This is a genomic window from Collimonas sp. PA-H2, assembly GCF_002564105.1.
Taxonomy (GTDB): Bacteria; Pseudomonadota; Gammaproteobacteria; order Burkholderiales; family Burkholderiaceae_D; genus Collimonas.
In genome coordinates this window covers 5,071,388-5,083,004 of record NZ_PDBX01000001.1, presented here as the reverse complement: position 1 = coordinate 5,083,004, position 11,617 = coordinate 5,071,388, and the positions used below count along the sequence as shown (strand labels likewise).

Below are 11,617 nucleotides of genomic sequence, written 5' to 3'. Positions count from 1 at the left end.
CCAGGAGAATGGTCTCAATACAAATTACCTGATCTGCGTCGCCATGTAGTAGGTCGCCGCCACCAGCGCGGTGCCGAATCCGCACACAAAGCTTACCAGCCGCCAGGTTTGATCTGTCATCTCTTTGTGCATTTCGGCGCTTGTCGCCGTCTGGTCCAGGCGCGTCTCTATGCGCGTCAGGCGATCCCGCGCGTCGTTGACAAACTCTTCAAGCTTCCCGACTCTGGTTTCCATTCCGTCATCATAGCCACCGCCATCGCCGCCGTCAAATGGAGGCGCGGGCTGAATTCTCCTGCTGCCACTTTCGCCCCTGAAGTATGGCACTTTGGACCTGGCTTCCATATGACGCCCCCCAAAAAAATCGTTGGATATGCCGAGGCAAACGCGCCGGCTCCCGGCTAGCCGACGCTGCGTCAAAAGACACATCAATGTCATTTTGAACAACATTCCGGCCTATTTTCGGCGACTTGGCTAAGGAATTTCTGAAACTAGGAGGTCAAGACGCGATAGGTGGCAAAATCGGCGATGCACAGCAGCAAAGTACCCTATGGCAGCTGGTTTTGACAGGCGCCAAGCCAGGTGCCCAAGACAGCGCCTATGCCGACTGCCAGCCAGCTCATTTCTTGCTTTCACGCATAGGTAAAGGCAAGCCGTCCTGCTCCCATTTGGCGAGCGCTTCATCGTCGCTGCTGCGCGCATCGACCCAGCGCGCGCCTTGCTCGGTGTGCTCTTTCTTCCAGAACGGCGCTTCGGTCTTGAGATAGTCGATGATGAATTCGCAGGCGGCGAAGGCATCGCCGCGATGCGCCGAGGTGACAGCCACCAGCACGATCTGGTCCTGCGGCAGCAAGGGGCCGATGCGGTGTATCACCAGCGCGTCGAAGATTTCCCAGCGCTGCTTGGCTTGGGCGACGATGGCGGCCAGCGCCTTCTCGGTCATACCGGGATAATGCTCAAGCTCCATCTGGGCGACGCTGCTGCCGTCGTTCAGATCGCGCACGGTGCCCAGAAAACTGACAACGGCGCCAATCCTGGGATTGCCCTGCCGCAGTTGCGCCAGCTCGGCGGCGAAATCGAAATCTTCAATCTGGACACGGATTGGCATAGTCAGTACCTCATTGCCGGCAATACATCAGCCGCCGGTGACCGGCGGAAAAAATGCGACTTCGCCACCGTCGGTGACGACGGTATCGGGGTGCGCCAACTCTTGATTGAAAGCCATCCGCAACGCGCGGCCGTCCGCTAGCGCTTCGGCCCAGACGCCGCCGCGGGCGCGCAAATGCGCGCGCACAGCGCCAACGGTAGTCACCGCCTCGGGCAACTCCAGCACTTCCTGCGACCGTTTGAGCGTCTCGCGCAGGCTGGCAAAAAAACGCAGCTCGATTTTCATTGCATTCTCATTATTGATCAGTCTCAGCCAACTACTTATTGTAGTAGAGCAGAAAACGGCAGGAAGCGCAGCATGTCGCCGCGCGCAATGGTTTGTCCGGCCGGATTGTCGACCAGGCCATCGCTCCAGACAGCAGAAGTCAGCACCCCGGAGCCCTGATGCGGGAACAGATCCAGGCCGCCATTGGCATTGATTCTTGCGCGCAGGAATTCCTGGCGGCGGTCGGCCTTGGGCCAGTCGAAATCGGCGCGCATGGCCAGCGCCTGCGGCGCCACTGCGTCCGCCGCCAGGCCTTGCTGACGCAAGATGAAGGGCCGCACGAAAATCAGGAAGGTGACAAAACTGGAAACCGGATTGCCTGGCAAGCCGATAAAGAAAGCGTTGCCGCCAGCGGCGCGGCGCACCTCGCCGAACGCCAGTGGCTTGCCAGGCTTCATCGCGATTTGCCACATGTTCAGGCGTCCCTCTGCTTCCACCGCCGGTTTCACATGGTCTTCTTCGCCCACCGAGACGCCGCCTGAAGTCAGGATCAGATCATGTTCCTGCGCTGCGCTGCGCAGCGCTTCGCGGGTAGCTTCCCGGTTGTCCGGCACAATGCCGTAATCAGTAATCTGGCAACCGAGGTTTTCCAGCAAACCGCGCAGGACGAAACGGTTGGAATTATAGATAGCGCCCGGCTTCAAGGGCTGGCCGGGCATGGCCAGTTCATCGCCGGTGAAAAACATCGCCACCCGCAGCTTACGCAACACCGGCAGCCGCTCCAGGCCTACCGATGCCGCCAGGCCAAGATCCTGCGGCCGCAGGCGCGTGGCCGCAGCCAGGATCACGCTGCCGCTGCGGATGTCTTCGCCGGCGCGGCGCACCCATTCGCCGGCTTTCGGCGTGTGCCTGATCACTACCGCATCGCCGTCGGCTTCGCACATTTCCTGCATGACCACGGCGTCGGCGCCGGCCGGAATCATGGCGCCGGTAAAGATCCGCGCCGCGCTGCCGGCTGCCAGCGGCGCGCCGACGTGTCCGGCCGGGATTCTTTGCGACACCGGCAAGCGCGCCGCACCGCTGCTGCAATCGGCGGCGCGCACCGCGTAGCCATCCATTTGCGTGTTGTCCGCCGGCGGCACATTGAGCTGCGAAGTCTGGGCGCCGGCCAGCACGCGGCCGTTCGCTTCCAGCGTCGGAACCAGTTCGGTTGCTGCGCTATCGAGTAACGGACGGTCGGCGGCCAGCAGCACCGCCAGGGCTTCGGCGACAGTTAACATCGGTGGCTTTTGCATCATTTTCTCTACCGCTTTCGTTGCAGCTTACAAGCCGGTGTGGGTAGCGATGAAGCTCTTGACCTGGGCGACGTCGGCCGCCATCACTTCAAACCGCTGCGGCAATGCTTCAATGTTTTCAAAACCGGCCGGCCGTTGTGCATCGCGCCCCAATGCTTCGCGGATGGCTTCGTTGAACTTGGCCGGCAAGGCGGTCTCCAGCACGATCATCGGCACGCCCGGCACCATATATTCACGCGCGACCTTGACGCCGTCGGCGGTATGGGTATCGATGGTGACGTTGTAGCGCTGCTGGATGTCGCGGATGGTGGCTAGCCGGTCCTGGTGCGTGGACTTGCCGGACTGGAAGCCGAAACGGCCGATCCGGGTGAATTCGTCGCCGTCGCTGCCGGGGCCGCCTGCCAGGCTGAAGCCGCCTTCGGTTTCGACCTTGTGGAACAAGGCGCGCACGCGTTCGCTGTCGCCGTCCAGCAGATCGTGGACGAAGCGCTCGAAATTGGAGGCTTTGCTGATATCCATGCTCGGACTGCTGGTGTGGTAAGTTTCGGCCGACTTGCGCACACGGTAGATGCCGGTACGGAAAAATTCATCGAGCACGTCGTTCTCGTTGGTGGCGGCCACCAGCTTGTCGATCGGCAGGCCCATCATGCGCGCGATGTGGCCGGCGCAGATATTGCCGAAATTACCCGAGGGGACAGTAAACGATACTTTCTGCTCGTTGCTGGTGGTCGCACTCAGGTAACCGCGGAAGTAGTACACCACCTGCGCCACCACGCGCGCCCAGTTGATCGAATTGACCGTGCCGATTTTCTGGCTGGCCTTGAAGGCGTGGTCGTTGGATACCGCTTTCACCATATCCTGGCAATCGTCGAACACGCCTTCGACCGCAATATTGAAAATGTTCGGATCCTGCAGGCTGAACATTTGCGCGGTCTGGAATGCGCTCATCTTCTTGTGCGGCGACAGCATGAACACGCGGATGCCCTTTTTGCCACGCATCGCATATTCCGCGGCGCTGCCGGTATCGCCGGAAGTGGCGCCGAAAATGTTCAGCTTGGCGTCGTTCTTGGCCAGGGTGTATTCGAACAGGTTGCCGAGCAATTGCATCGCCATGTCCTTGAAGGCCAGCGTCGGGCCGTTCGACAAGGCTTGCAGCAGCAACTTGCCGCCGTCTTTTTCTTCCAGCACGCTGAGCGGCGTGATCTGCCCTGCATCCTCGCCTGCCCGCACATTGCGGTAGACCTCAGCGGTATAGGTCTTGTGCGCCAGTTCCCGCAGATCGGCCTGCGGCACATCGGTGGCGAATTTCTTCAGCACTTCGAACGCAAGGTCGGCGTAGGACAGCGTGCGCCAGTGGTCCAGTTCGGCTGAGGTGACTTGCGGATATTCGGCCGGCAGATACAAGCCGCCATCCGGCGCCAGGCCGCCTAACAGGATCTCGGAAAAGTTTTGTGCGGCTGCGTGGCCGCGAGTCGAAACATAATGCATAGTGTGGATGGCGTAGATAATTGGCGGGTGAAGACGGGCTGCTGCATGCATTATAGCGTCCGCTACCCTGCTGCTGTCAGCTTTGGCAGCGACAGACGGCTTAGCCCGGACTTATTTTTTCTTCCAGTAGTTGCCGCTCTCTTCGTAGCATTCGACGCTGAGGTCGGCGACTTTCGCTTCCATATGGGCTTGCGCATCGGCGATCGCCTGGTTGTAGATGGCCGGGCCGATCACCTGCAGGCAGAAATCGAGCAGCATGGCGGCCTTCAGGTCGCCGATCGGTTCTTCCATGTTTTCCTTGAAATACCGCTGAATCGAACCGGTCAGGTCTTTCTGCTCCGCTTGCTGCAATTTGATCGCCATTGCCTTGATCCTTGTCTGTTGTACATCATCAAAGCGGGCCAATAGTGCCCACGCTTTTTGGAAAACCCATAAATGTACACCAAGCGCTGGCCGGCCGTTATCACTACACCAATATACTTGGCGTACGCGCCATTCATAAAAGATACAAATCCTCGCTGCAGCCTTATTGCCACGCTGATACAATGTCACACTTACTATTCAGGTATTTTGCATACCTGAGATCCTGCACATCTTTCAATTGTTATGACACCTCCACTACCTACTCCATCCGTCGAACTGGTCAACAGCACGGCCATGCCCGATGAGCACCCGATGTCGGGCAGCCTGTTCATGGTGGTCGCTCCTTCCGGCGCCGGCAAATCGACGCTGGTGAATGCGCTGCTGGCGCAAGAGCAAACGATCAAACTGTCGATTTCCTACACCACGCGGCCGCCGCGCCCGGGTGAACAGGATGGCCGCGAATACCACTTCACCACGGTGGAAGACTTCCGCGCCCGCCATAAGCAGGGCGAATTCCTGGAGTGGGCCGAAGTGCACACCAATTACTACGGCACCTCGCGCCTGGCGATCGCCGAGCAGATGCAGTCCGGCACCGACGTCTTGCTGGAAATCGACTGGCAAGGCGCGCAGCAGGTCAAGAAGCAGTTCCCGCATGCAGTCGGCATTTTCATCCTGCCGCCATCGATCGCCGCATTGGAAGAGCGCCTGAAAAAGCGCGGCCAGGACGAACCGCAGGTCATCACGCGACGGATTCTTGCCGCCGGCGGCGAAATCGCGCACGCCCCTGAGTTTGAATATGTTATTATTAATCAAGAGTTTGCATCTGCTCTGTCGGAATTAACAGCGATTGTCAAAGCTACTCGCTGCCGCTTTTCGCAACAGGCAGTGCGAAACGCGTCTTTATTTGCCCAATTGGGCATCCACGCAAATTTAAGTTAATATTTAGCCAACTGGTATTAAGCCACCATTTGGCAGTACCGCATTCTGGAGAATTTTATGGCCCGCATCACTATCGAAGATTGTCTGAAACAGATCCCTAACCGTTTTCAGCTGACACTGTCCGCGACCTATCGCGCACGCCAGCTGCTGCAAGGCCACACAGCGAAGATCGACGCCAAGGACAAGCCAACCGTGATCGCCCTGCGCGAAATCGCTGCCGGCAAGATCGGCATTGAAATGCTCAAGAAGGTACCTGGTTAATTTTGATGAATTGAGGGCAGCGTTGTTACGTAACTGATGCGGTACGCTTGGTGACTTCACGACTCTGTCCTGCAATTGATAAAACTCATGCGGCTGCTATCGACCAAGTATGAACCTGACATCTCCAGATTCAAGCATGTCATCAGCCGCAACCACAAAAAAACGGGCGGCCTCCCCCCGCTCAGCCAGAAAACCTGTTAATACACCCCCCTTGCCAGATCCTCAGCCCGCCCTCCAGCCCGGCGTCGCCTCGATTACGCACCTGACCACCAAGCTTGCCGAATACCTGACCCCAGCCGAGCTGAAGAAGGTCAAGGAAGCCTATCGCTTTTCGGATGAAATGCATCTGGGTCAGATGCGCAAATCCGGCGAACCCTATATTTCACACCCGATTGCCGTCGCCGAAATCTGCGCCGACTGGAAGCTGGATGCGCAAGCCATCATGGCCGCCCTGCTGCACGACGTCATGGAAGACCAGGATGTAAAGAAGGATGAGCTGATCGAACGCTTCGGCGCGCCGGTGGCGACCCTGGTGGATGGCCTGTCGAAACTGGACAAGATCGAATTCCAGAGCCAGATCGAAGCGCAGGCGGAAAATTTCCGCAAGATGCTGCTGGCGATGGCGCGCGACGTCCGCGTGATCCTGGTCAAGCTGGCCGACCGCCTGCACAACATGCGCACGCTGGGCGTGATGATCCCGGAAAAGAAACGCCGCATCGCGCGCGAGACCATGGAGGTCTACATTCCGATCGCGCATCGGCTCGGGCTCAACAATATCTACCGCGAACTGCAGGAACTGGCGTTCTCGCACCTATACCCGCTGCGTCACCGCACCCTGGCGAAAGCCGTCAAGGCAGCGCGCGGCAACCGCCGCGAAGTGGTCAGCAAGATCCTGGAATCGGTCAGCACCACACTGGCGGCGACCGGCATCAATGCCCAGATCGACGGCCGCGAAAAGAGCCTGTTCGGCATCTACCGCAAGATGCACAACAAGCATCTGTCGTTTTCCCAGGTGCTGGACGTTTACGGTTTCCGCATCGTGGTCGACACCTTCGCCAACTGCTACCTTGCGCTGGGCACCCTGCACGCACTGTACAAGCCGATGCCGGGCAAGTTCAAGGATTACATCGCGATTCCCAAGCTGAACGGCTACCAGTCGCTGCATACCACCCTGATCGGTCCTTATGGCACGCCGGTGGAATTCCAGATCCGTACCCAGGACATGCACCGCGTCGCCGAATCCGGGGTTGCCGCGCACTGGCTGTACAAGGATGAAGAAGGCAACCTGAGCGACCTGCAGCAGCGCACCCATGCCTGGCTGCAGTCGCTGCTGGATATCCAGAAGCAGACTGGCGATTCGGCCGAATTCCTGGAGCACGTCAAGGTCGACCTGTTCCCCGATTCGGTTTACGTGTTCACCCCGAAATCGAAGATCATCGCCCTGCCGCGCGGCGCTACCGCGCTGGATTTCGCCTACACCATTCACACCGATGTCGGCGACCAGACCATCGCCGCCAAGATCAATCACGAACCGGCGCCGCTGCGCACCGAACTGCATAACGGCGATATCGTTGAAATCATTACTTCTACCAGTTCGCGCCCCAGCCCCAACTGGCTCAGCTTTGTGCGCACCGGCAAGGCGCGCTCGGCCATCCGCCATCACCTGCGCACCATCAACCTGGGCGAATCGGTAGAACTGGGCAAACGCTTGCTGTCGCAGGCTCTGGCCACGCTCAACCTCAATCCGGCGCTGGCGCCGGTGGTGGTCGATCGCCTGCTGAACGAATCCAGCGCCAAGTCGCTGGACGAAATCTACGCCGACATCGGCGTCGGCAAGCGCATGGCGACCCTGGTGGCGCGCCATATCATGGGCTTGCTGGAAAACGAACCTTTACAGACACCTCTGCTCGACATGGACGGCGTCAGCGCCCCGGCCAAAATGGATCCGGTGGTGATCTACGGCAGCGAAGGCATCTCGGTGCAGCTGTCGCCATGCTGCCAGCCGATTCCCGGCGACCATATCACTGGCCAGCTGAAACGCGATCAGGGCCTGGTGGTGCATGCGGAAGACTGCAACATCGCCAAGCGCCAGCGCAACAAGGATCCGGACCGCTGGATTGAAGTGCTGTGGGGCGAAGACCTGAACCGCCGCTTCGACTGCCGCATCAAGGTGCTGGTCCATAACGACAAGGGCATCCTGGCGCGGGTGGCGGCTGAAATCGGCGATTCCGACGCCAACATCATCTATGTCAACATGGACGATGACAAGGACCAGCTGATGACGCAACTGGTGTTCACCATCCAGGTCGAGGACCGGGTGCATCTGGCGCGGCTGATGCGCAATGTGCGCCGCATCCGCGGCGTCACCAGGATCTTGCGCGACCGTAACTGATAGTCCTGATGAACCTGCATGCGGCCGCTGCGGCGGCTTACTGCAGCGTCGATTTGCGGAAGGCGGGCAAAGGCAGCTGGAAAACATCGATGCCCTCGTCCGCCAGTTCATCGCATTCCTTCGCCGTGGCAACGCCGCGAATCCCGTGCTCAGGCACTTCCCTGTAGTGGATCCGGCGCGCTTCTTCGGCAAAACCTTCTCCCACGTCTTCCGTGTTTTCCATGACATGGCGCGCCATGTCCAGCAGGCGCTTCTGCATTTGCACCACTGCCGGCGAATGCTGGCCGGCCTCCTTACCGGCGGCGGTTGCGGGCTTGGCGGCGGAGAGGTTCAAATGCGGCGCTGACGGCAGCTTGCCCACTTTGACGCTGTCGCAGATCGGACAGACAATCAGTTGCCGCGCCGATTGAGAAATAAAATCATCCTCCGAGCCGAACCAGCCCTCGAAGCGATGATTTTGTTCACAAGCTAAATTGTAGACTTTCATGATGCAGCATTCGTCGGCGCGGAAAAGCAAGGATCTTACACTAACCAGCATAGAACTTAATTAAGCTCTTTGCCGCTTAAAGCTTGTTTGCAGCCTGCAGCATCTCGCTGATCTGACGCATGCCGACCGCTTCATTGCCGTAGGTGAAGGTGCCATGCTCGCGCATTTCCTCGGCTGCCCGCAGGAAGGCGCCGAGCGCTGCGCGCGCCAGAGAACCGCCGACGCTGACCCGCTTGACGCCGATCTGCGCCAGCTCTTGCAGGCCGAGCTGCACACCTTGCAATCCCATGACGACATTCACCGGCTTGTCCAGCGAACTGACCACCGCGGCAATATCTTCCCTGCTTTTCAGGCCGGGCGCGTATAGCACGTCGGCGCCAGCCTCCTGATAGGCTTGCAGCCGTTTGATGGTGTCTGCCAGATCGCTGCGGCCGACCAGGAAATTTTCTGCGCGCGCGGTCAGCATAAACGGGAAATCCAGCGCGCGTGCCGCCTCGGCGGCGGCGCGTACCCGCTCAACCGCCAGTTCCAGCGGGTAAATCGGATTCTCGCGCCGGCCGCTGGCGTCCTCGATGGAGCCGCCAACGATGCCGGTGGCCGCCGCCAGCCGGATGGTTTCCGCCACCGTTGCGGGCGAGTCGCCAAAGCCGTTTTCCAGGTCCGCGCTGAACGGCAAACTGGTGGTCGCCGCCAGTTCGGTCAGATGTGCCATCATCTGCTCGCGGCCGATGGCGCCGTCCAGCAATCCGCGGGAAAACGCATAACCGGCGCTGGTGCTGGCCAGTGCTTCAAATCCCAGCAAAGCCAGCAGCCGGGCGCTGCCGATATCCCAAGGATTGGGAATGATGAAAGCACCCGCGCGCGCGTGGAGCTGCTGAAAAACCTTGGCTTTCTCGATCTGGGATTGCATTCAATCTCTCCTATATGAAATCGTGCCGGAAGATTATTCCTGGAAAAAAACCTGCAATTATTGATGCCTCAAAACAATTTTCACAGACAACAGACGATAAACATTACCACCAGCAACTAATCAATGCAGGCGATTGCCAAAGATGTGGAGAAAGCCCGCCAGCAAGCGATTCTCTATTAGCTTAGGGCCGCTTTGTTTCCTAGAATGAAATCCTGAAGATTTAGTCGCAACACTTTACCGTCAGCTTTTTTCATGCAGGCTGGCCAAGCGGAGGGTTATATGGAAAAATTGATGCTGGTACTACTCTTGGGTGGGATCTCGGCCGGCATGCCCGGCCAGGCCATTGCCGATAACGGCACCGGCCAGCCGATTGCGGGCCAGGCGCCGCTGTTTGCCCCGCCTCCGCTATACGGCGGAGACATACATGCGCAGCCATTATTCATGGCGCCGCCGGCGGTGAGAATAGCGCCGGTCTGGCGTGAACGCAACGAATGGGCAACACGGCGCACAGATCAGTGGAGCGAACTCGAATGGCAGCGCCAGCAGTGGCGTGAAAACCGCGGCGAACCGGCCGGCGGCAACCCGATCAATACCGGCACAAGCCAGGGTACGGCGTCATCCAACAGCTTCTGATGCTGCCAGGCAGGGGCTAAAAGCGCGGCAAATCGGCCAGGGTACGGCCGGAGGCGTCGCGCTCCGCTATGCCGATGCCTTCGATACCGTGTTCATAGATAACCAATGCGATGCTGGGACCACGCACAATCTTGCCATCCACGGAAAATGCCGTCGCCACTTCGTCGCCGAAATGCAGCGCGTCGACCACCAGGCTGACGTCCTGCTCCGAGGTCTTGTGTTCCCAGCCGATAGAGCCGTCGTCCTGCGGCTTGGCCCGTCCCCAGCGCACTTCCTCAACCCGGTCGCCTTCGACATTAAAACGCACTGCTTCAATCATATGAACTGACATGTATTTCTCCGGGATAGAAGGTCTGGTTATTCAGAGCTTCATGTTACCTGCCATGTTAGCCGGCAGCAAGATACGCGCTGAGAAATCGGCTGACGCTTTCTGCCGGGGCGCACAAAAAAAACGCTACCCGGTTTTTGGATAGCGTTTGTTTGCTCAATGGCGCTCAAGGCAGCCGCCGATCGTCAATAGCCTGGAGGGTCTCCCGGAACCACGCGCAACCAGCCGCTCGGGCAACTGGAAACCTCAGGATAGTAGCCGGCCGGATCGTTGCAATAGTAGCTGTAGTTGCCGTCAGGCGCGGTATAGACAGTGCCCATCGGGTAAAGCGCCGAATCGTAGTAGTAAGGCCCCCAGAAGAACGGGCCGCCGATCACTATCACGGCGCGGCCATGGAAATCCCTGAACCTATGGAATCCGTGACGCGCTTGCGGGCCGTTGCCATGAAATTGGCCGCCATTATTGCCATGGAAGCCGCCATGAAATTGGCCGCTGCCGTGGGCGCCACCACCATGGATGCCGTCACCGTCGCGGGCAAACGCCGGGCCGGCGGCGCCGAATAATATCAGCGCAAGCGTGACCAAGCAAAAAATCAAAAACCTTTTCATAGCAAGACCTCTCACTTCCCATGCCGCCGCCCCAGGCGGCGCCACAACAGTGTCTCCCTGTATTCAATATAGTTTGCGGCAACCGAATGGTCGATACAATTCAGTAATGTTTGCAACAGCATGTATCAGAAATCAAAAAATACGGGAAAAATCGGGCGCCGGCTGACGTTTCATGCCGCGCTCCGCTTACGGTATACTTGCTCGTCCAAAACGCAGAAAGAAAGCAATAGAAATGACGACCTACAAAGAACTGCAAGCACAAATCGAGCAATTGAGGAAACAGGCAGAAGAATTGCGTCAGGCCGAAATCGCTGACGTGATTACCGAAATTAAAACCAAGATGCAGGAATACGGCATTACCGGCGCGGACCTGGGCCTGATGGGCAAGAAGCGCGTCATGAAAACCTCCTCGGCGACGACAGATGAAGCGCCGGCAATGACGCCGGCAGTTGAAGAAGCATCCGCCGCCAGCGATATGTGATTGCCAGCCGCGATTGACATCAGGCGGTTGCCATTGACGGCCAGATCACAAGCCGTCGACCGC

15 protein-coding genes are annotated in these 11,617 nt (G+C 58.9%); 5 read left to right on the top strand and 10 right to left on the bottom strand.

The window, feature by feature from the left end:
* Positions 1 to 24: 24 nt before the first annotated feature.
* The 6 genes from BCF11_RS27765 to BCF11_RS23305 form a co-directional block, all read right to left on the bottom strand.
* On the bottom strand, positions 25 to 234 hold the full coding sequence (locus BCF11_RS27765) for a hypothetical protein (RefSeq protein ID WP_143751428.1): 210 nt from the start codon (positions 232 to 234) through the stop codon (positions 25 to 27).
* A 382-nt stretch (positions 235 to 616) separates the two neighbouring features.
* Entirely contained in the window at positions 617 to 1,105 is a 489-nt protein-coding gene (gene moaE / locus BCF11_RS23325; protein WP_098496848.1) for a molybdopterin synthase catalytic subunit MoaE, read from the bottom strand.
* Between the two features lie 27 nt (positions 1,106 to 1,132).
* The gene (gene moaD / locus BCF11_RS23320) at positions 1,133 to 1,390 is read right to left on the bottom strand and encodes a molybdopterin converting factor subunit 1 (RefSeq protein ID WP_098496847.1); all 258 of its coding nucleotides are present in this window, start codon (positions 1,388 to 1,390) and stop codon (positions 1,133 to 1,135) included.
* Between the two features lie 35 nt (positions 1,391 to 1,425).
* The gene (glp, locus tag BCF11_RS23315) at positions 1,426 to 2,649 is read right to left on the bottom strand and encodes a gephyrin-like molybdotransferase Glp (RefSeq protein WP_199111017.1); all 1,224 of its coding nucleotides are present in this window, start codon (positions 2,647 to 2,649) and stop codon (positions 1,426 to 1,428) included.
* A gap of 42 nt (positions 2,650 to 2,691) precedes the next feature.
* Positions 2,692 to 4,152 (bottom strand): threonine synthase, encoded by a 1,461-nt coding sequence (gene thrC / locus BCF11_RS23310; RefSeq protein WP_098496846.1) that lies wholly within the window; start codon positions 4,150 to 4,152, stop codon positions 2,692 to 2,694.
* Positions 4,153 to 4,263: 111 nt separating this feature from the next.
* Complete coding sequence (locus tag BCF11_RS23305) at positions 4,264 to 4,515, bottom strand: DUF2164 domain-containing protein (RefSeq protein WP_098496845.1); 252 nt, start codon at positions 4,513 to 4,515, stop codon at positions 4,264 to 4,266.
* Positions 4,516 to 4,809: 294 nt separating this feature from the next.
* Here BCF11_RS23305 and gmk point away from each other — a divergent pair, with 294 nt between their 5' ends.
* From gmk to BCF11_RS23290, 3 genes are all read left to right on the top strand, one after another.
* Positions 4,810 to 5,454, top strand: coding sequence for a guanylate kinase (gene gmk, locus BCF11_RS23300; RefSeq protein ID WP_061941191.1), 645 nt, complete (start codon positions 4,810 to 4,812; stop codon positions 5,452 to 5,454).
* Positions 5,455 to 5,511: 57 nt separating this feature from the next.
* Positions 5,512 to 5,715 carry a DNA-directed RNA polymerase subunit omega gene (rpoZ, locus tag BCF11_RS23295; RefSeq protein WP_092351791.1) on the top strand — a complete coding sequence of 68 codons (204 nt, stop codon included), beginning with the start codon at positions 5,512 to 5,514 and terminating at the stop codon, positions 5,713 to 5,715.
* 109 nt (positions 5,716 to 5,824) lie between these two features.
* On the top strand, positions 5,825 to 8,107 hold the full coding sequence (locus tag BCF11_RS23290) for a bifunctional (p)ppGpp synthetase/guanosine-3',5'-bis(diphosphate) 3'-pyrophosphohydrolase (RefSeq protein ID WP_098496844.1): 2,283 nt from the start codon (positions 5,825 to 5,827) through the stop codon (positions 8,105 to 8,107).
* A gap of 37 nt (positions 8,108 to 8,144) precedes the next feature.
* On the opposite strand, the gene BCF11_RS23285 is transcribed toward BCF11_RS23290, so the two are convergent.
* Positions 8,145 to 8,594 (bottom strand): DUF1178 family protein, encoded by a 450-nt coding sequence (locus BCF11_RS23285; protein WP_098496843.1) that lies wholly within the window; start codon positions 8,592 to 8,594, stop codon positions 8,145 to 8,147.
* A gap of 76 nt (positions 8,595 to 8,670) precedes the next feature.
* Entirely contained in the window at positions 8,671 to 9,504 is an 834-nt protein-coding gene (locus tag BCF11_RS23280) for an isocitrate lyase/phosphoenolpyruvate mutase family protein (RefSeq protein WP_098496842.1), read from the bottom strand.
* A gap of 291 nt (positions 9,505 to 9,795) precedes the next feature.
* On the opposite strand from BCF11_RS23280, the gene BCF11_RS23275 reads away from it, so the two are divergent.
* Positions 9,796 to 10,137, top strand: a complete 342-nt coding sequence (locus BCF11_RS23275) for a hypothetical protein (RefSeq protein ID WP_143751426.1) — start codon at positions 9,796 to 9,798, stop codon at positions 10,135 to 10,137.
* A 16-nt stretch (positions 10,138 to 10,153) separates the two neighbouring features.
* Here BCF11_RS23275 and BCF11_RS23270 read toward each other — a convergent pair whose 3' ends face one another.
* Both BCF11_RS23270 and BCF11_RS23265 read right to left on the bottom strand, forming a co-directional pair.
* Entirely contained in the window at positions 10,154 to 10,468 is a 315-nt protein-coding gene (locus BCF11_RS23270) for a hypothetical protein (RefSeq protein ID WP_233212611.1), read from the bottom strand.
* A 182-nt stretch (positions 10,469 to 10,650) separates the two neighbouring features.
* Positions 10,651 to 11,061 carry a hypothetical protein gene (locus BCF11_RS23265; RefSeq protein ID WP_199111014.1) on the bottom strand — a complete coding sequence of 137 codons (411 nt, stop codon included), beginning with the start codon at positions 11,059 to 11,061 and terminating at the stop codon, positions 10,651 to 10,653.
* A gap of 244 nt (positions 11,062 to 11,305) precedes the next feature.
* On the opposite strand from BCF11_RS23265, the gene BCF11_RS23260 reads away from it, so the two are divergent.
* Positions 11,306 to 11,554, top strand: coding sequence for an H-NS histone family protein (locus tag BCF11_RS23260; protein WP_098496838.1), 249 nt, complete (start codon positions 11,306 to 11,308; stop codon positions 11,552 to 11,554).
* The last annotated feature ends 63 nt before the right edge of the window (positions 11,555 to 11,617 follow it).